The 18,937-nt window shown below is 63.8% G+C and carries 21 protein-coding genes; 9 read left to right on the top strand and 12 right to left on the bottom strand.

The features are described from left to right. Window positions 1-165: 165 nt before the first annotated feature. Window positions 166-957, bottom strand: coding sequence for an alpha/beta fold hydrolase (locus GKE62_RS13885; protein WP_154692757.1), 792 nt, complete (start codon window positions 955-957; stop codon window positions 166-168). Window positions 958-1,127: 170 nt separating this feature from the next. Here GKE62_RS13885 and GKE62_RS13880 point away from each other — a divergent pair, with 170 nt between their 5' ends. From GKE62_RS13880 to GKE62_RS13850, 7 genes are all read left to right on the top strand, one after another. Continuing rightward, window positions 1,128-1,457: a hypothetical protein gene (locus GKE62_RS13880; protein ID WP_154692756.1), complete on the top strand. Its 330-nt coding sequence runs from the start codon at window positions 1,128-1,130 to the stop codon at window positions 1,455-1,457. A gap of 89 nt (window positions 1,458-1,546) precedes the next feature. Further along, window positions 1,547-1,738: a DUF6771 family protein gene (locus GKE62_RS13875; protein WP_154692755.1), complete on the top strand. Its 192-nt coding sequence runs from the start codon at window positions 1,547-1,549 to the stop codon at window positions 1,736-1,738. A 25-nt stretch (window positions 1,739-1,763) separates the two neighbouring features. Continuing rightward, window positions 1,764-2,066, top strand: coding sequence for a hypothetical protein (locus GKE62_RS13870; RefSeq protein ID WP_154692754.1), 303 nt, complete (start codon window positions 1,764-1,766; stop codon window positions 2,064-2,066). Then, entirely contained in the window at window positions 2,036-2,590 is a 555-nt protein-coding gene (locus GKE62_RS13865) for an SOS response-associated peptidase family protein (RefSeq protein ID WP_154692753.1), read from the top strand. The genes GKE62_RS13870 and GKE62_RS13865 overlap by 31 nt, the downstream gene beginning before the upstream one ends. Before the next feature lie 2 nt (window positions 2,591-2,592). Further along, entirely contained in the window at window positions 2,593-3,228 is a 636-nt protein-coding gene (locus GKE62_RS13860; RefSeq protein ID WP_154692752.1) for an SOS response-associated peptidase, read from the top strand. Window positions 3,229-3,253: 25 nt separating this feature from the next. Further along, the gene (locus GKE62_RS13855) at window positions 3,254-3,484 is read left to right on the top strand and encodes a hypothetical protein (protein ID WP_154692751.1); all 231 of its coding nucleotides are present in this window, start codon (window positions 3,254-3,256) and stop codon (window positions 3,482-3,484) included. 529 nt (window positions 3,485-4,013) lie between these two features. Next, the gene (locus tag GKE62_RS13850) at window positions 4,014-4,271 is read left to right on the top strand and encodes a hypothetical protein (RefSeq protein ID WP_154692750.1); all 258 of its coding nucleotides are present in this window, start codon (window positions 4,014-4,016) and stop codon (window positions 4,269-4,271) included. Between the two features lie 535 nt (window positions 4,272-4,806). Here the strand turns inward: GKE62_RS13850 and GKE62_RS13845 are convergent. Genes GKE62_RS13845 through GKE62_RS13835 form a run of 3 tightly spaced genes read right to left on the bottom strand, consistent with a single transcriptional unit; the run spans window position 4,807 to window position 6,589 of the window. Beyond that, entirely contained in the window at window positions 4,807-5,259 is a 453-nt protein-coding gene (locus GKE62_RS13845; RefSeq protein ID WP_195908398.1) for an Lrp/AsnC family transcriptional regulator, read from the bottom strand. Window positions 5,260-5,277: 18 nt separating this feature from the next. Beyond that, entirely contained in the window at window positions 5,278-5,532 is a 255-nt protein-coding gene (locus tag GKE62_RS13840; RefSeq protein ID WP_154692748.1) for a hypothetical protein, read from the bottom strand. A gap of 4 nt (window positions 5,533-5,536) precedes the next feature. Further along, a complete protein-coding gene (locus tag GKE62_RS13835) occupies window positions 5,537-6,589 on the bottom strand; it encodes a Glu/Leu/Phe/Val dehydrogenase (RefSeq protein WP_154692747.1) in 1,053 nt (350 codons plus the stop codon). Window positions 6,590-6,710: 121 nt separating this feature from the next. On the opposite strand from GKE62_RS13835, the gene GKE62_RS13830 reads away from it, so the two are divergent. After that, a complete protein-coding gene (locus GKE62_RS13830) occupies window positions 6,711-7,181 on the top strand; it encodes an Lrp/AsnC family transcriptional regulator (protein WP_154692746.1) in 471 nt (156 codons plus the stop codon). Here GKE62_RS13830 and GKE62_RS13825 read toward each other — a convergent pair whose 3' ends face one another. From GKE62_RS13825 to GKE62_RS13790, 8 genes are all read right to left on the bottom strand, one after another. After that, entirely contained in the window at window positions 7,182-8,747 is a 1,566-nt protein-coding gene (locus GKE62_RS13825) for an amidohydrolase family protein (RefSeq protein ID WP_195908397.1), read from the bottom strand. Between the two features lie 8 nt (window positions 8,748-8,755). Next, window positions 8,756-10,336 (bottom strand): amidohydrolase family protein, encoded by a 1,581-nt coding sequence (locus GKE62_RS13820; protein ID WP_154692744.1) that lies wholly within the window; start codon window positions 10,334-10,336, stop codon window positions 8,756-8,758. 13 nt (window positions 10,337-10,349) lie between these two features. Further along, complete coding sequence (locus GKE62_RS13815) at window positions 10,350-11,639, bottom strand: cystathionine gamma-synthase family protein (protein WP_154692743.1); 1,290 nt, start codon at window positions 11,637-11,639, stop codon at window positions 10,350-10,352. 8 nt (window positions 11,640-11,647) lie between these two features. Next, window positions 11,648-12,979 carry an acyl-CoA thioesterase/bile acid-CoA:amino acid N-acyltransferase family protein gene (locus GKE62_RS13810; RefSeq protein ID WP_154692742.1) on the bottom strand — a complete coding sequence of 444 codons (1,332 nt, stop codon included), beginning with the start codon at window positions 12,977-12,979 and terminating at the stop codon, window positions 11,648-11,650. Window positions 12,980-12,982: 3 nt separating this feature from the next. After that, a complete protein-coding gene (locus tag GKE62_RS13805) occupies window positions 12,983-13,852 on the bottom strand; it encodes a VOC family protein (protein ID WP_195908396.1) in 870 nt (289 codons plus the stop codon). Window positions 13,853-13,868: 16 nt separating this feature from the next. Continuing rightward, entirely contained in the window at window positions 13,869-14,969 is a 1,101-nt protein-coding gene (locus GKE62_RS13800) for a pyridoxal phosphate-dependent aminotransferase family protein (RefSeq protein WP_154692740.1), read from the bottom strand. Between the two features lie 62 nt (window positions 14,970-15,031). Further along, window positions 15,032-17,167 (bottom strand): TonB-dependent receptor, encoded by a 2,136-nt coding sequence (locus GKE62_RS13795; RefSeq protein ID WP_195908395.1) that lies wholly within the window; start codon window positions 17,165-17,167, stop codon window positions 15,032-15,034. Window positions 17,168-17,291: 124 nt separating this feature from the next. Beyond that, the gene (locus GKE62_RS13790; protein ID WP_195908394.1) at window positions 17,292-18,344 is read right to left on the bottom strand and encodes an AraC family transcriptional regulator; all 1,053 of its coding nucleotides are present in this window, start codon (window positions 18,342-18,344) and stop codon (window positions 17,292-17,294) included. A gap of 119 nt (window positions 18,345-18,463) precedes the next feature. Here GKE62_RS13790 and GKE62_RS13785 point away from each other — a divergent pair, with 119 nt between their 5' ends. Further along, the gene (locus tag GKE62_RS13785; protein ID WP_195908393.1) at window positions 18,464-18,928 is read left to right on the top strand and encodes a PaaI family thioesterase; all 465 of its coding nucleotides are present in this window, start codon (window positions 18,464-18,466) and stop codon (window positions 18,926-18,928) included. Window positions 18,929-18,937: the final 9 nt, after the last annotated feature.

Below are 18,937 nucleotides of genomic sequence, written 5' to 3'. Positions count from 1 at the left end.
ATGTTAGGCGCCGAGTTTGCGGTGCTGCTATCGGCAGTCCGGGCCGCAGAATGGCATCTTGGCGCCAATTTGGGCGCAAGACCGGTCAGGCGGGATACGCCCCAAATGCCGACGCCTCGGTAAGCTTGCTCTTTGCTATCAGGCATCCGACGACCTGCTGGAGCATCATGCGGATGCCGACCGACCCGTGGCGTCGAGGATCACTTGGATTGTATCGATTGGTTGATCCCACATCGGGAAATGACCGCTCTCCGCGAACCAGTGCATTTTTGCCTTTGGAAAGGCGGCCATCGCTCTGTTCGCTTGCCTTGGAAGACATAGTCGATCCTTGCGGCCCCAACCGATGACGACCGATGCATCGGTGGCCGCAGGGCCGTCCTGCATCGGCCCCGTAGCGAGGTCCGTCACCAGCGAGTTGAAGGTAGACGTACCAGCGAACGACCGCAGTTCGTTCAGAACCAGAGAGGGATCCAGCGCCCACGGCTTTGCAGAAAGCTGAAGCATGAGGGCGCTGCGACCGGCGACATTCTTGGTGATGGCGGGAAGCGCTGGTTGCATCGCCCTTACCGCTGCAAGCGACGCCGTGATGGTGGTCTTGAAGAACGTGCGTTCCCACCCTTGCCAGAACCCACCCGGATCGAGGGCGACGACCGCACCGGCGCGACCGCGGCGTGCCATCTCGAGCACGAGGCGAGCACCCATGGAGCTGCCGACCATATCAATGGCTTCGAGATTCTCGCTCACCAACCAGTCCTCCACGCTGCGCGCCAACCCGTTAAACGTGCCGCTGTCGGCCTCTGCAGGGGTTTGCCCGTGGCCGGGCAGGTCAAGGGCAATCACGTCCCGCTCTTTCGCAAGAGCCGTCATGATTGTGTCCCAAGAGCGGTGGCTTCCTCCCAGACCGTGAATGAGCAGGAGGGGTTTACCGCGGCCCGAGCGCGTGTGGTGCATGGTCATAGGAGGATAACGCCTCGCAGCGATTTATGGCTGCGATGCCTGTGAATGTTCGCATTCCCGGAATTGGTCACCAGAACCGAAATTCCTCAACCGGCCGCGTAGCTGCAATTCCTGTCCGCCCAGAGGGGCAATTTGCCGTTCATTAACCATGTTCAGCTAACGGACCTGGCATGATCGAGGGGCAGGCTCAGGCGCGGATATATCAAGCGTTGTGCGCTGTTGGGGTGGGCGACGCCCTGCCGCCTGGTGCGCTTGGCGCCATCCACGGCGAACTGTCTCACTTGCGTTGCGCAGGCGGCCCGCCCGATCGAGCCGACATCGCCGAAAGGATTCCCGTGAAGCTGTTGCGACTGGAATGGGCCTTGCGGCTCAGGAACAAGCCGGGTGTGGAACGATATCGCGACGATCTGCGCCAGCTATGGTGGGAGTGGCTCAACCAGCCCATCCACGCCACTCTGCGTTCGACAGAGCGCGAGGACGCGATCGGCCCAGCTAGCTAGCGCGATCCCGCAGCTTCTGGGCGGACTCGACACCAAAGTTGCCTATGTAACGCCTTGCCTCGATGTTCTGTTTATGTTCTCATCATGGCATGCGAATCGATCCTGACATTCTCGCCGACACCCTTCTTCTCAAGTCGCCGGGCTGGGCTCGCGTCGGCCTGACCGCTCCCGATCCAGGGATGCGGCACCAGGCGGCGCAGGAACTCGCCCGCGTGATCATCGATGAGATTGGCGACGATCGCGCCGCGCCCAATCCGGCGCAACTCGGGCTGGCCGTGTAATGTGGCGCGCTGGTCGGCCTCCGGGATGCTCGAGGCAACGACGATCCTCGAGGCGGCGATCCAGTCCCGCGCGGTGCTCGTCACCTGCGGCTGCGGACGCCGCGCGCGCTACTGGGCTCCCGGCCTGTGGTGGAGGTTTCATCGATGCGGCTGGAACGATGAGTTCGGCCAGGCGCTCGCGCGCTTCCGGTGCCGGAGCTGTAGTGAAAGGGCGGGCCATCGGATCAGGCCGCAACGGATCGAAGTGGTGCGCGAAGGACCGGGCGAGATTGTGTTGCCCGAGCCGGAGCCGCGGGCATGGAAGCGCGCGCTGTCGCGCTTCCGGTAAACGGGAGCCTGGCGATGTCGTTTGATCCTGCTGTCGATGGGCCCGGCAAGCTGGCCAAGGTCATGATCTGGCGCAACGGCGCTTCCGAGCAGATCCAACTCAAGTGGGGGTTCGAGCCGCTAGAGCCGGGCGGCCGGGTGGTGAGCCTGCTCCAGTCGGAGCGCTGGGCGGTGCGCAACCCTTGTCTGGTGATCGCCAACGAATTCGGGCTCAAGGTCGATGGCGCGGTCAGCTACCGCGCGTCCCTTCGCACCAGCGAGGCGTTCTTCTGCCTTGCGGGCCTATGGCGCCCCAAGACCGAATACTGGCCTGGGTCGTTCGCGGTGTTCACGGTGGAGGCCTATCCAGACCTGGCGCCTTACAAGGATCGCCATGTGGCGGTCGTGCGCCCCGAGCAGTGGTACGACTGGTTGATGGCGACCAAGCCGAAGGAGGACATCCTGACGTCGTTTCCGGAAGGAAGCTTCACCGTGCGCGGGCCACAGGCTAAGGCGGCTGTGGGAGACCTTTTCGCGCGAGGCTAGCCATCTGCAACCTCTACACCACCAAGGCGAGCGCCGACGAGATCGCCGACGCGTTCCGCGCACACAAGCCGGCCGCCTTCAACGCTGGCCCGGGTGAAGTCTTTCCCGGCTATCCCGGGATGGTGGTCACCCAGGAGAACGGAGCACGCGCACTGCGCTCGATGACCTGGGGCTTCCCGCTCAAGCTCAAGGGCGCCCGACCTGGCTCCAAGCCCAAGCCGGTCAACAACGCGCGCGCCGACAAGCTCGACAGCTTTATGTGGCGCTTCAGCTTTCTCGAGCGGCGGTGCCTGATCCCGGTCAGTGAGTTTGCCGAGGCGGAAGGCGAAAAGGGGGCCAAGACCCGGACCTGGTTTCGGCTACCCGACCAAGACGTGTTCGCCGTCGCCGGCATTTGGCGCGACACGCCGGAGTGGGGCCCGGCCTACAGCATGGTGATGACCGAGGCGTGCATCCACGTCGCCGACGTTCACGACCGCATGCCCGTGATCCTCCGTCCGCAAGACTGGAGAGACTGGCTAGACGGCGCGCCCGACGATGCCGCGATGCTCTGCCGCCCCTACCCCGACTTGATGGTGAAGGAGCAGACCTCGGTGCCATGGGTGAAGCGGACAAGCTCACAGGCCGTCAACACGTAGCTCGGGCCACCGGGGGGAGAAGGCGATGGATAACCATGGTGTCCTGGTCGGATGGACTCACCAGGAATTGGGGCAGAAACTCGTCCTGAATCTCCAGACGATAAAGCAGGTAGGGACGCCCGACGACATTGACCGCACGACGATCATGCTGACCAAAAACCAAGCGGCTGTCCTTGGAAATTACTTGTTCCAGATCGCTGGACAAACGCCACCGATTCCGGGTGAACGCTGTTGGTTGAGACGAGTGCTCGGCTGAGCTCGCCCTTGCGAGCGATACGCCCTGCTCGTCCCAAACGGGTCTAGCAGCATTCGCCCCCTCGGCTCATTGCCGATGATCCGCGTAACCATAGTGCCGCAGCAGGGCCCGCCACAGTGCTACACCTTTAGCTTGTTCGTCACGGCAGCTGCAAGGCGAGTACGGCAGCAAATTCGGCTGCTCGTGTGGTTACGAAAGTCCCCAATTTGCTGAACGGGCAATCGCAAAAGAAAGCCACCGCCGAGGCGGTGGCTGAGTCGGGCTTTCAAGCCCTTGGGTCGCAACCGCATTTTGCCAAAAGTCGCCCCTCTGAGTCGAGCAGAAATTGGTTTGAGGCTTGTTGGAGCTGCTTTCGTTGGGTCTCGATCCCGCGTGGCGATGGATGGCCTGCTCCAAGGGCCGTTAGTTTCAAATGATATTGACGAGAAAAGGACGTTTTAGCGATAGTTTCTTATCACGCGGAGGCGAGTCGCGAATGCTTCCCACCCAAGCTTCGAGTCGCTTCCGCGCGCGATCGGGAGTTACTCCGATGTCGATCAGCAACATTGAATATTACCGCAAGCGCATCGAAGAAGAGTCTCGACGTGCTGCATCCGAAACTGACCCCAGCGTTCGTCACGTTCATCGATCGCTCGTGAAGATGTATCGAAACAGGCTTCAGGCAGAAGAGCTGCGCGCCGAGCTACTTCCAAGCTCAGCCGCTCAACGTCCTAACACCGGGGTCGATTTGGCACGCCGCGACACGTACACGCCATCCACGAGCCGCGTCCCTACTGCTTCGGCCTAAGCAAGTCCGACCGCTTGGCGATATTGCTCGCAACTCCTCGCCCGGTCACAGCCTCAGGTGAGTCACTGCGGAGGCAATTGCCTCGTCGCAATTGGCCACAACTATCCATGGCATACCGCCGCCGCTTCGGCGGGTCTTCTTTGCGTACATTCTCATTGGCAATTGTCGGAAGCACGCGCACACTCAGCGAGCCAGCAATGGCGGGCGGGACTTCGGGTCTAAGTGGAGCCCGTCCTTACCGGCCTGCCTGACTGTATCACAGCGGGTCTCCGACGCGCCGCTTGTCGCTGAGCGCTCCACAAAACCGCAACACAGCCAGCGATCATAAGCGCGAGCTAGGAATGCTTGAGGGTAAAAAGGGCCGTCGGCCGCATCGCTGCGCTGGGAACAGGCGTTATGTTAAGCGGATTGGGTACGCATGCTCTCCGTGTCGTCAATAGCTGACAACTTAGAAGCGTCCGAAACGGGGCCGATAGCTGACCGACGGCTTCTTAGGATCAACCCCTGAACAGCGGACTCTACCGAGCCCCGGTTTCTATCGTTGAATCGACAGGAAACATCGGGAGTGGTCGTATCCCGGTGTCGAAATCCCTTCATAGAGCAGGAGGGACGGGCGCTGATTAATTCCTCGATGACGTAGCGAGGGAGGGAATGCGCGTGAGATGACCTCGCGCAGCGCAAAGAGAGATTGCATCCGGGTGACACCAGGGAGCTCAGCCAATTCTTCGCAGTGGATCCGTTCGAAATCACTGAGATCGCGGGCCCGCAAAGTGATCAGATAGTCCTCACCACCCGACAGAAGGTGGCAGCTCACCACCGAAGGGCACTCGGCCACGGCGCTTTCAAAGGTGACAAAAGACTGTTTGCTTCGGGCCTCCAACCGGACGAGCACCATCACCGGGGTGCCGTAGCCGACCTTATCGAAGGCGATCTTGGGTTGACGGCGCAGGGCGGTCTCGCCGCCAACGTTGTCGAGTGGTGATAGCATCCGCATGAATGACGCGGCCTAACCGCAAGGCTGCAGCTGCGCACCACGCTGGACGACGTCGGTGACAACGACGATCGACATCAGCTTGGCGGTCAATGCCGACAACCGCTCCGATGACGAAGTTGTGCCAGCGATGGTCAAGATGTAGCAGTCCTCGTCGCGTTCGAGCTCGATGCCTTCAGGATCGATCCCGAACAGCGCCACCATGTCGAGGACGCGCAGGACCATCTGCAGGGACGCGGGGCCCGTGATCGATAGAACGAAGCTGCCCATCGCATTAGGCGGCAATGGGCCGGCGTCCAACCTTCTTCAGCTTCTCAATCGCCAGCCGATCGGCTGCATCAGCGGGCGACAGGCCGAGAGATACCGCGACATCCAGGACGCCGGCCAGTCGGTCTGCGGTGTTCTCGACCCTCTGGGCAACGTCGGCGGCGCTCCATCCCAAGTGCTCTCCGGCGACGCTGATGATGCCGCCGGCGTTGGCGATGTAGTCTGGACAGTAAGTGATCCCAGCCGCTGCCAGCCTTGGGCCCAAGCCTCGCTCGGCCAGTTGGTTGTTGGCTCCGCCGCAAATTATGCGTGCCCGCACGCTCCCCAGTAGCCGATGATCGATCGCCCCGCCGAGCGCGCATGGAGCAATCACATCTACATCGGCCTTGAGCACATCAGCCGTCGAAGCGACGAACGCGCCCGTCGAGGCAGCGACTTTGGCCACCCGCTCGGAATCGACATCAGCGATCACCAGCCGAGCGCCGGCGTCATGCAATTGGCGCGCCAGGGCCTCACCGACGTTGCCGACCCCCTGAATGGCGACGCTGACCTCGGATAGCGGCTTGCCCAGCACGCGTGACGCTGCATGCTGCATCGAGACGAACACCCCACGGGCAGTCCAAGGGGATGGATCGCCACCGGGATGGCCCGAAGCGCGCGGCAGGCCGGCGACATGCCGGGTGGAGCGCGCTACGGCTTCCATGTCTGCCACGGTGGTCCCGACATCCTCGGCAGTCAGGTAGCGGCCCTTGAGCCGTCCGACGGCATGGCCGAACGCCTCAAACAGTGCCGCGCGGTCGAACGGCCCCTCAGGGCGCCGGATTACGGCCTTTCCGCCGCCCAGGGGCAGGCCGGCCATGGCGTTCTTGAAAGTCATGCCGCGGGCGAGGCGGTGCGCGTCTTCTACGCACCGCGAGAAATCCGGGTACGTAGTGAAGCGGCATCCCCCGGCGGCCGGGCCGAGCGCGGTCGAGTGGATCGCGATGACCCCTTCGAGCTGCGCCTCCGGCTCGCGCAGCACCACCAGTTCCACAGTGGCACCCGCATCATCAAATTGCATCGGTTCCTCCTGTTGTGACGCGAAAGATACCCATTCTCGTGGGGGCAGAATTGGTCTCATTTGGCATCGGGATTGAAAAGAACGGTTGTCTATTTCCGACTTTCGATATTAACAGGAAAATATGACCTCACTCGATCCATATGAGCGGAAGATCGTTCGCGAACTGCAGCGTGACGCCAGCCAGACGACCGCGCAGATCGCGGATCGGGTTGGCCTGTCGGTCTCGCCATGCTGGCGGCGTATCGACCGGCTCGAGCGCTCGGGGGTGATCCGCGGCCGCGTGGCCGTCATCGACCGCAAGGCGGTGGGCCTCACGGCCCATATCTTCGCTCAAGTGAAGCTGAACGCGCACGGCCGCGCCAACCTCGACGAGTTCAGCAAGGCGATCCGCGGCTTTCCCGAGGTGCTCGATGCGTACGTGCTGATGGGGACCACCGACTTCATGCTGCGCATCGTCGCCAAGGACATCCAAGCCTACGAACGGTTCTTCTTTGATCAGCTCAGCAAGCTTCCTGGCATCCAGGAGATCAACTCGACCGTCGCGCTGTCCGAGATTAAGTCAACGAACGAACTGCCCATTCCGGAAGCCTGACTAGGCGGGGACGGGCATCGCGTCGTACCGCGCCTTGAGCCGGGCCAATCCGCGCTCGCGGGCGCCCCTGCGGAGGATTGCGTCGCCCATCACCACGGTGTCAATCGCCGTCGTGTTGCCGATAGCTTCGAGCGGGTTGGCGTCTAGGATCACCAGGTCAGCTCGCTTGCCGCGCTCGATCGTGCCCGCGACACGACCCTCGCCCTGGTATTCAGCCGATTGCACCGTCGCCGCGCGCAAAGCCTCGAAGGGGCTCATACCGATTCGTTCAACCATGCTCCGGATCTCGTGATGCGAGCTCATCTCGCCAGTAATGGAGCTTGCCGACATGTCAGTCCCGGGCAGCAAGCGAACGCCCTCGGCATAGAGCGCCTGGCAAATACGGGTGGAGTAATCGAGCACGTTCTCACCGCCCGCCATCAGCACCGGGTTTGCGCGCCAGCCCTGCAAGAACGGCGAATCCTCGCGCATTAACCAGCGGATCACGGGATCAAGCGTGTCCTCGAAGCGCATCTCGCTCGCCGGGATGAACCCACAGTCGTATTCGTAAACGCGGGCAATCTCGAGCGTGGTCTGCAAGGTGACGCCGTTGTTGACGCTCAGCTTCACCCGCTTGGCAATCGTATCCGGATCAAACCGATCCGCACCGCGCCCGTGCAGAAAGTACTCGAAGCAGTGCGCCACACCCGTCTGGCCCGCCTCGAACGCCTCTTCCGGCCTAACCGACTGAGGGATATGCCCCATGATCTCGATGCCCAGCGCCCTGCACTCCTCCACCAGCCCGAAATAACCGTCGCGCCCGAGCATGGTGTAGGGTTTGGCGAAGTCGTACCCCTGTTCGAAGATCGCACGCGCCGCCCTGCGGCCGCCGTCAGCGTCGTTGACGTACCAAGTGATGGCGCTCGCCCATATTGCTTCTGGGCTATCGATCACCGGCGAGCCTACGCGCATATGTGGTCCGCGGTAGCGACCACTGCGCACGTTTTCACGGTTGGCTAGGTCCTCCGGCGAGCCCGCCATGACCTGGATGCGTGTAATCCCAGCGGCCAGATACTGGAACATCATCAGGTCGTACGGCAGGGTCACCTCCTCGCCCGAGACCCCTTCTCCGAGCATGTTGGCGTAAACGCCAACGATGTGCCGCAGCGGCGGGTGCTGGTGTATGTTGGTGAGGCCGGGGATAACGAAGCGCCCGCTCGCATTGATGCTCAGCGCCCCGTCGGGGAGCGCGCCCCCAGTTGCCTGAACCCCCTCGATCCGCCCATCGCGAATGAGAACGTCATGACCCGGCAGGGTCTCCGCGCTGGTCATGGGCAGAACCGTGCCGCCGGTCACGACCACCGGTCGCTCTTTCTCCGCCACCTCGAACAGATCGCGGGTGTTGCGGTCGTCGCCGGCCGCGAAGGAGGACAGGTTTGGATCGGGCCCTTCACGGAAGCTCGGCTGCGGTCCCTCCGGGGCCGGCTGGGTTTCGCCGATGGCCATGCGCGCGCCGAAGGCCAGCATAGCGTGCTGAGGGCAGCAGAGGCGGGGATTGGTGCAGGCGGCGTGGTGATAATGATTCATCGCGGTCCTCATCGATCGGGGGCGTAGTCGGAGCCATTGCTGAGATCGACGCGTGGCACCGGCATCGCCTCGAAGCGGCGGCGGATGCGGGCCATCCCCTCATGGATGCTGTCTTTCCGAACGATCGCTGATCCACACAGCACCGTATCGATGGCGCGGGTGTTGGCGATGTCTTCGAGCGGGTCAGCATCGAGCAGCACCAGGTCGGCGATCGCCCCCTCTCGGATCGTTCCGTCGGCGGGCCCGTCCCGGTGGTACTCCGCTGCGCGTCGGGTGCTGGCGAAGATCGCCTCGTAGGGCGTCAACCCGCTCTGGCCGACGAGATGTTCAAGTTCCTCATGGAGAGAGAGTCCCTCGACGACATAGGGGTTGGGATAGTCGGTCCCGGTCAGAACGCGGCCCCCGGCCTGGTGGACCAGCGCCGTGGCCCGAGCCGACAGATCGAAGGACTGGTGGAACATTTGCCGCAGGTCTTCACGCTGGCGGATCATCGCGACGAAGGCGCCGTCCTCGCGCCACAGCGTGCGATGCAGGGGGTGCATCCAGGCGATGTCGGGCGCGTTGAGCGGGCGCTCGCCGCTGGTCCAACCGGTCCGCTCGGTGACGATCAGCGTCGCCTGCAGCCAGGTACCGGCGTCTGCCATCTGACGAGCGATCCGCTCGGTCCGGACAAGATCGGTGCGGTCCGGTTCTTCGAGGTTGTAAAACAGTTCGGACGCATGGGCGACGCCGTGCTGGCCGCGCGCGAGCGCCGCTTCGACGTCCACCGCGGCGGGGATGTGGCCCATGACCTCGATGCCATGCTTCTCGCAGCCGCGCATCACCCCTTCGAAGCCTTCGGCGGGAAGCCGGCTGTAGGTCTTGGCGAAGTCGAAGCCCTGCTCGGCGATCACGTCGAGCGCGCTCTCTCCGCCCGCGTGATCGCCCACGAGGTAGCTGACCAGCACCGAGTGCATGGCCGGGGCGCCATCGATCAGCGGACTGCCCACCCGCATGCGCGGACCCACCATGCTCCCATCACGCACCGTGTCACGCAGCCACAGCGCGTCAGGGCAGCCGGCCAGGACTTCGATCCGGGTGATGCCGGCCGCGAGCAGCTGGAACATCTGCAGGTCGTAAGGAACCAGAAATTCGCTGCCGTCCTCGGTCCCCGCCAGCATCGGGGCGTAGGCCTTGGCCCAGGTCGCGAGAAACGGGTGGGCGTGAATATCGGAAAGACCGGGGATGAGCACTTTGCCCTCGGCCGCGACGACCACGGCGTCGGAGGGGAGCGGCAGCCCGGTGGGCCGTACGGCCTCGATCACGCCATCCCGCACGACCACGTCGCGGCGTTGCTCGAGCGCCGGTCCATGCATGGTCAGTGCGTCGCAGCCGCGGAAAACCAGAGCCTGCCCAGGGCACAGCATCTCGTAGAGCCCCTCGGTGGCCGAGCGATCGGCGGTGCAGAACCGGCTGCGCTCCTTGGGCGTGCTGTCGGAGAACGAAGGCGCCGCGCCGAGCTCGCCCGCCGGCGCTCCGGCCGCGAAGCCGCCGGGCCACATCGCGGCGACATGCGCGGGGCAGAAGCAGGCGGCTACCTTGCGTCGCATTGCGTTCACTCCTTCAAAGGCTCGACAACCCGGCCAGCGCTTGCGCCAGATCGGCGATGAGGTCGTCGGCGTCCTCGACCCCAACCGCGACACGAATAAGTGCGTCCGAGATACTGAGCCGGCGTTTGTCCTCTGACGCGAAATCCGAGTGGGTCATCGAACTCGGGTGGCTGGCCAGCGTCTCCGTCCCGCCCAGCGAGACGGCCAGCTTGATGTGCTGGAGCGCGTTCAGCACGCGGAAGGCCTCCGCTTCGCCGCCGACGACTTCGAACGCGAAAGTAGACCCCGCGGACAGGCACTGCTTCTCGTACACGGCGCGGTCGGGATGGTCCGCCGGCAGATGCTCCAAATACCACACGCTGGCGACCATCGGGTGCTCGGCGAGGAAGGCAGCCACGCGGCGAGCGTTGCTGACACACTCGCGCATCCGCAGGTGAAGCGTTTCGAGCGACCGCATGATCAGCCAACAGGTGTGCGGATCCGGCATGGTGCCCAGGATCGTGCGCATGACCTTGACCGGCGCGAGCCATTCGCCGCTGGCCGAGACCGAGCCGCCGATCACGTCCGAATGCCCGCCGACATACTTGGTCAGCGACATGATGCTGAGGTCGGCGCCGAGGTCGAGCGGAAACTGGCACAGCGGCCCGAGCATAGTGTTGTCGACCAGAACCGGCGGCCGCTTGTCACCCTTCGCGAGCGACTCCGACAGCTTGCGCGCTTCGGCAATGTCGACCAGCCCGCCCGTCGGGTTGGCGGGGGTTTCGATGTAGATGCTGGTGACCGGCCCCAGCGCAGCGGCTTCGCGCGCGACGGCGTGCATTGCCTCGCACCCGCCTTCGGCAGCGAACCCCACGGTGCGGATGCCGAACTGGGGCAGGATGTGCTTCAGCAGATACTCGGTCCCGCCATAGACGGGCTCCGAATAAAGGATGACATCGCCCGGCCGATTGAACGCCCAAAGCGCGGTCGAGATCGCCGCCATGCCCGAGGCGAAACTTGCCGAAGCCTCAGCGCGGTCGAGCACCGCCAGGCGGTCCTCCAGCACCTCGAGATTGGGATTGTTGATGCGGCTGTAAATCAGCCCCAGCTCTTCGCCTTCGCGCTTCTCGCGCAGGCCATAGGCGATCTCGAAGAACGCCTTGCCCTCTTCGGCCGAGGAAAAGAGAAAGGTCGAGGTTTGGAACAGCGGGGGCTTGATTGCCCCTTCCGACAACGCCGGATCGTAACCGTATCCCATCATCAGCGTGGAGGGCTGGAGGGCGTGACTCCCGATCGAGCGCTTCCGATAGGCGGGTGTGCTCATCGCGCCGCTCAATGGCCGAACACGGCGCGGTAGTGGTCGACCAGCGCATCCCAGAACAGGCGGCTGCGCTTCGCCGAGCCTTGGGGATTGCCGCCGCACGCGAGCCGCATCGGGGCCAGCGAGTGGACGATCGCCCTGTCGAACGTGGTGATCTGGTTGGGCAGCGGGGTCAGGTGCCCGGTCTCGCGCAATGCCAGGTGGCGATAAGGGTGCTGGAACCCTTTCGCGCGCAAGCGGTCGACAATCATGTCGGCGCCCCAGTCGCTCGGCCACATCGCGTCCTCCACCCCGGACACCAGCAGGATCGGCCCGCCCGCGTTCTCGATTGGAATGGTGCAGTTGGCGCGCGCCTCGGGCTGCTCCATCAGCGCGCGGTACCACGGTGTCAGCTCGTATCCGTTGGGCTCGCGCTGGCCGATCTCGATCATCTCCTCGCTGGTGTTGCCCGGCATCGAGGGCGGGTATGGGATTTCCTCGCCGCGATATGTCCAGCTCGGCCCCTCGACGCCCTCGCTGGGGTTCCAACCCGGGCTGCAGGCATACATCGGCACGATCGGCATCGCCCCCTTCACGTAATCCGGGAAGGTCGCCGCCAGCAGCGTCGACAGTTCGCCCCCGCGCGAGGCGCCCTGGATGGCGATTTTGTCGCAAGCGAAATTGCGCTTCATCCACTCGAACCCTTCGGCGAAGTATTCGAGCGGGATGTTGATGATCGCCGGGGGCAAATCCTCGTAAGCGAAATAGGCCAGGCTGAACACGTCGTAGCCGAGCGAGGCGAGCAGCGGCGCGTAGTTCAGTTCGATCCCGCCGCCCGAGCCGGTCAGGCTCATGATGGCCCCGCGCGTCCGGGTGCGGTCCCGCCAACGGAACGCCATGCCGCGCAAGTTGCCGTCGCGCACCTCGATCGTCTCGATGCCCTCGGCCAGCCGGACCAGGGCTACGGTCGCTTCGGCGATCGTGTCGCTTCCGCTCAAGACCGAGATTTGGACCACGCGGGGCGCCAGCGGGTCCTGCAGGGGCTGACCGTGCTTGTGCGGCTTGTCGGTCGCCTCCAGCTGAAACTTGGCGAGGTCCTCGATCCCTTCGGGGGCCATCGACCAGAACAATCCGGCTTCGTCGATACCGCTGTAGGAACCCGCCGTGCTCGGCGCCTCGGCAACGTCGATCCGCCCAGAAGCATCGGCGCGATAGTGCCCCTGGGCCGACCAGCGGAGGCCGGCATCGTCCACTAGGGACGAGGCAAGCACCACCTTTTGGCCCGCCTCGAGACCCGAGACGAAGATCCTTATCCGCGTCGTGAACAGCGCCTCCGACGGCGAGACTTCAAGTGTGACGGCCATCGCCTATTTCCCTTCGACGAATTCGTAGGCGACGCCGCAGCCGTAGGCCGCGCCGGTGACGATAGCGCCATCGGTTATGCGATGCGGAACGCCCCCGTCGCGCAAGGCCCAGCGGCACCGCTCGAGCGACTCCACTACGATCGTAAAGACCGCGCCGCGCGTTTCGGTGCCGGGCGACAGCTGGGGCGCCTCGGGGTACCGCGCGTGGAGCGCGCTGGGTGTCAGCAGCTCGACAAACTCCCCGCGCGGCGTCTCGAACCGTACGCCTTCATTGGAGCGCTTGGCCGGCTCCCCGCCGGTGACTTTCGAGAAGTAATCCACGTGCTTGGCGGGGTCTGCCATCAGGTAACGGAAACCCGCGACGCGGATGCAGCTGTTGGGATGGCACTGGTACTCGGGGATCCAGATCGCTTCGGGCACCGGGTGGTCTGAGATGAACAGCGAGGCGAGCTTGTCCTGGGGGTTCCAAATGTACGAAGAGCGGCTGGCGGTGTTGATGTAGCCGCGGTTGGGCAGGCGCACCCGCCGCGCGGCGCTGGTGATCGCCTCCATCTTGAGGCCAGCCGCGGCCCACCGCTCGATCTCGTCGTCGAGCCGGCTCGAGGTGAACGAGGTCTGCCAGAAGACGTCGCCCTGCGAGGTCCATGGCTCCATGCCCTTCGACAGCAGTTCGCTATTGGCGAGTTCGAACTCGCCGATCAGCTCGAGATAGGTGTCGTGAAACTGGACGATCGAGTTCGAGGTCCCGATGTGCATGTGCTCCATAGTCGGCATCACGCGGAAGCCGAGTCGGCGATACATCTCGGAGGCGATCTCGATGTCGCCCACGCTGATCACAAAGTGGTCGAGCGAACGGGTCGTCTTGGCGGTCATGGGATCAGGCATCCTGCTAGGTGTGGGAGAGGAGATGGCGTTCGAGCCCTTCGGCCAGCCGCGCGAAATGCTCGGGCTCGTGGTCGGCGAAGGCGGCGATGCGGAGGACACCGTCCGCACCCGCGCCGACGTAGTTCGAGTAGAGGATGTAGATGCCGTCCTCGAGCAGCGCCTGCTGCGCGCAGCGCATACGATCCGCGCTTCCATGCGCAAATGCCACGACAGGACTAGGCGTGGACTCGAACGCGACACCCATGGCTTGCAAGGTGTCGTGAAGCCGTTGCCGGTTGGCATCGCGGCGGTCGAGCACTTCGGGGTGCGCCCGCAGATAGCGCAGGGCTTCGGCGGTCATTGCCGCGCCGGACGACATGCCGGCGGCCGCGCCACGCGCGACCGGCGATTTCCACAACCGCTCGATGGTCTCAGCCTCGCCAACGGCGATCCCGCCAAAGGCACCATAGCCCTTGCTCAGCGATCCTCCGATCACGATCTTCGTGTTGAGAACGCCGTATAGTTCGGCCGAACCGCGTCCCGTGGCGCCGACCGCGCCGAAGCTGTGGGACTCATCGACCACCAGCCAAGCATTATGGGGCGCGAGTATTTGCGCGTATTCGGCCAGCAGAGCGACCCGCCCGAAGGTGGGGAACATCCCGTCGGTCGCGACGAGGAAGCGGCGCCCCTCAGCCGCCAGCGCGTCGCAAGCCTGCGCGAGCGATTGCGGATCGCAGTGACGGAACGTGCGGATTTCTTTCCCGGCCGCCTTCGCGCCGTCGAACAAACAGAAGTGAGCGGTCTCGTCGAGCAGCGCGACGTCGTAATCAGCTGCAAGCCCGGCGAGGGCGATGAGGGCAAACATGTAACCGGCGCCGAAATACATCGCGCCGGTGGTGCCGAAGAACCGCCGGGCCTCGGCCTCGGCGTCGATGTTGGCCGGCGACTGGACGCCGTAATGGCGCGCGATTTGCGCCGTCGCCCCTTGCTCGAGCAGCGCTGCGCCGCCGGCCTGGAGCAGTTCGGGGCGGCCGCCCAGCCCTAGGTAGCTGCACCCAGCAAAGCTGAGGATTTCGCGTCCGTCGATCCGTATCAGCGCGCCGGCGGGGGAGGTGAGGGCTTTCATCGTGACGTGCCGGCACTCGGTCCGCGGGCGCCGAGGACGAGCGCCCGCAGACCGGCGCCCCCTTAGAAGGTGAAGCCGAGGCTCGCGCCGATGGTGCGCGGCTGAATCGTGGAAACGTAACCTGGCAAGAAGCCGTTTCGAGTGATGATCGGGCGCGTGTCCGTCAGGTTTGTCGCGAAGACGCCTACGTCCACCTTTCCAAGGGTAACCCCGGCGCGCAGATCGATCTTGACGTAATCGCCGTTCTCGGCCGGGCGGCCGACGAGGGCAAAGGCGTCGTCGTATTCACCATAGTAGAGTAGATCACCGCGGACGTAGGCGTCGTTGCCACCAAGGTCGAAGTCTTGCTGCATGCTGGTGCTGACGGTCCAGCGCGGCGACCCCGGCAGCTGCGCACCAAGAAGCGCTACACCCGGAACTGGCTCGACGATCTGCGCGTCGATGTGCCCCACGTTGCCGGTCCACGTTGTCGTCGGCGACAGCCTCGCAACCGTTTCCAGCTCGAACCCACGGATGCGGGCCTTGCCTGCGTTGTCGATGAAGGTGAAGCCGAGCCCGCCGGTGCGGGTCACCTGGATGTCTTTCCAGTCGATCTGATAGATCGCCAGATTGGCCGACAGCGCGTCGTCCAGCCACCGGGTCTTCGCGCCGACCTCGTAGTTCCACAGGCTGTCGGCGCCGAAGAACGGCGGGTAGGATTCGCCCGGCAGAGTGGGGATCGGAATATTTATCTGACCGAGGCGGAAGCCGCGGCTCGCCTGGGCATAGAGGGAACCATTGCCGTAGTTATAATTGAGCGCGATCCGCGGGCTGAAGTCATTCTCCTTATCCTCGCGGACGAGGACTCCGGGAATGAAGAAGATGCTGCTATCCAGGTCGGCGCGCGTCTTGTAACTCGTATAACGCCCGCCGACAGTGAAATTCAGCTCGGGCGTAATATCGTAGCCCAGTTCGGCGAACGCTGCGTAGGTCGTGTACTTATATTTCGAGTCGCTATCGAACAGTCCGGGTGGGCCGGCGGTTAAACCCCCTGTCTCACTGTAGTTTTCCTTGCTGTAATAACCGCCAAGCAGCCACTTCAGCGGCGAATCGCCGCTGGATACCAGGCGCACCTCTTGCGAGAATACTTCGGCCGGGGCGACGATGAACGTCCCCTGGGGCTGGCCTGGAAAGAAATTCAAGAACGAGAAGCTCAGGTCCTGCTGGGTTTCGGCCGTGCGATCGTAATAGGAACTCACGCTGACCAGGTCGGCGAATCCGAGATCATAATTGATCGACAGGGTGCCCAAGGCGAACTCGTCGATTTGAAATTCATCGATGAGTTTCGGCCCACCCTTCAGATCGCCAACCCCGGTGGGATTGTACAAATCGAACCCGTCCGCAGTGTACTTCTGATAGTAGCCTTTGAGATCGACAGTCATGGCATCGCTCGGAGCGAACCGTAGGGCCAGGCGGGCACCATAGGTTTCAGTGCCGTTAGCGTTTTCCTCGGCCGTCCCCAGGCCTCCAACGGTAACGTCGTCGAGATACCCGCCGCGACGATTGTAATACCCCGTCACTTCGACCGCCGCCTTGCCCTGGGACAATGGTGTCGAGATGGACGCCGCTGCGCTGTAACCGAGATCGCCCCTCCTGATCTGAGAGACCGTCGCCTTGACCGAACCGCGCGTTTCGGTGAGCGACGGCGCCCGGGTGATCACCTTGACGGTCCCGCCCAAAGCGGCAGCGCCGTAGAGCGTGCTGTTCGGCCCCTTGATAACGTTGATCTGGTCGACCGCGAACACGGAGTAATCGAGGTTGATCGCGCCCTGCGACAAGGTCAGCGCGGTATCGTCGAGATACAGGGCGGTCGTTTGCTGGGTCAGGAAGCTGACGGTTCCATCGCTGACGCCGCGCATGGCGATGTTGTTTTGGAAGATGCCGCCGCCTGGATTGAACTGAACGCCAGGGATGCTCGGCAGGTAGTCCGCAAACCCGCTGGAGTTCTTGAGCTCGAGCTCCTCGGCGCCCACCACCGAGACCGCGATCGGAACGTCGAGGATCGATTCCTCGCGCTTCGTCGCGGTGACGACGATCTCGCCATTGGCACCATCTTCCGTAGCCGCAGCGGCCGTGCCGTCTTGCGCCAGGGCAGGAGTGCTTAGCAGGCAAAGCGGGACCATAGCCGAGGTGGCAACAAGTGCTGTCGCGTGGCGCATGGGCGGGTTCCTCTCATCCAATTTTTTCATTGGACGAAAGGCTGACAGACCTCGACGGCGCAGAATAGATGGGCGAACGGGTTGCGTCTTTGCGCGCAACTATAACTTCTGAAAGCGATAGCGCTCAGGCCGTGCTGACAGAGGAGGCTTCTGGCGCCCTTGGCGAGCCGTCGGCCTTCATGTTCGCGCGGCGCACCTGGCTGGGCGCATGGCCAAAATGACCCTTGAACGCATGCGTAAAGCTGGCCGCGTGATCGTAGCCGACGGCGTAGGCGATCTCGGCGATGCCGACGTCGGTCGTGGTCAGAAGCTCTGCCGCGCGGTCCATGCGGCACTTCTGCGTGAACTCGTGGATCGTGAGGCCGAACGTGTTCTTGAACAGCGCCTTGAGTTTGGTCTGGTTGACCCCAACGCTGCGCGCGAGCTGGGGGATGGTCGGGGGGCGCTGGAACTGATCGAGGATGATATCGCGCGCCTCGTTGATCCGCGAAACGTCGCGAACCGATGAGCGCAAGTTCGTCACCGGCCGCTCGCGCGCGGCGTTGAGCTCGGCGATCATGGCGCAGGCCAATTCCTTGGCCTTGGCCGCCAGGTAGGGGAAGATCACGGGCTGCTCGAAGCGGGTCTCTGCCCGCATGATCTCGTTCGCCGCGCGCAACACGTCAGGCCCGAGAGCGACCACGCTGCCCTTAGGATCCTCGGCCTGCCGATCGAACAAGTAGCTGATCGGATAAGGCAGGTACCCCTCGGGCAGTCCGAGCTCCTCCTCGAAGAACGCGCGGTCGCAATTGAGAATTACTAGACGCGTACGATCACCGCCGCGCACGACGTAACTGGACCCGTTCGATCCCGGATAGGATTCGACGAATGCCCCAGTTCCATCGAGCTCGACGGTGCCGTTGGAGGAGCGCAAACCACCAGCCAACAGCACCCGCACCTTGGCCATGGTGTCGCTCGGCACGAGGATGCGCTTGTCCGAATGGTATTCGATGTTGGCGATGAGGATCAGCAAGTGCGGCGAAAGTTTGTACAGGGTCCAATGACCCGTTCCCTCTCCGCGTGTCACCGGGATGAGCGCCGAATAGCGGTCCGCCTTGCCCCCATCCGGATACTTCTTATCGATATACGCCATCAGATCGGCAATCGAGCCGTCCATGGTCGAGTGGGGTAACTGCATCGCCGATGTCATGGCGATCTGCATATCATCCGCCTGCCGCTTGCCCAAACAGATGCGATGCGAAGTAACTCTTGCGCAATCGGATGCACCCGGAGCGCCGTGATTGCGGAAGAGGTTTGATGCGGCAGAATGACCGTCGACGAGCGGCAGTAATGGGCGAGGACATGAGCGACGGCGACTTTACCAGTCTGGAAGGCTTACGCTCCACCCTGGGCACTACGCCGATCCATCGCTGGCTCGGGTTCGAGATCACCGAAGTCGATCGGGCGGCGGGCACGCTGACGATGACCTGCCCCGCAGGCGGCAACTCGTCGCGCTACGAAGGCGCCGGCCAGGCGCACGGCGGGGCCATCGCCACACTGATCGACAGCGCGGCCACGTTCGCCTGCGCGGCCATGCTGGGCCGCGGCGTCCCGACCTCCAGCATCCGGGTCGATTACCTGCGGCCAGCGGGGGGCACACTCCTGGTGGCGAAGGCGCGGGTCATTCGCAGGGGGCGTACACTCGCCCTGGTAGATGTCGAAGTGGAATCGGACGGCAAGCTCGTGGCCACCGGACGGTGCGTCGAAGTGAGCGCGGCCTGAGGCCGAAAG

Origin of the sequence: Novosphingobium sp. Gsoil 351, assembly GCF_009707465.1 — a bacterium.
Taxonomy (GTDB): Bacteria; Pseudomonadota; Alphaproteobacteria; order Sphingomonadales; family Sphingomonadaceae; genus Novosphingobium.
Note: the sequence above shows the minus strand (reverse complement) of the source record. Positions and strands in the feature narration are given on the sequence as shown.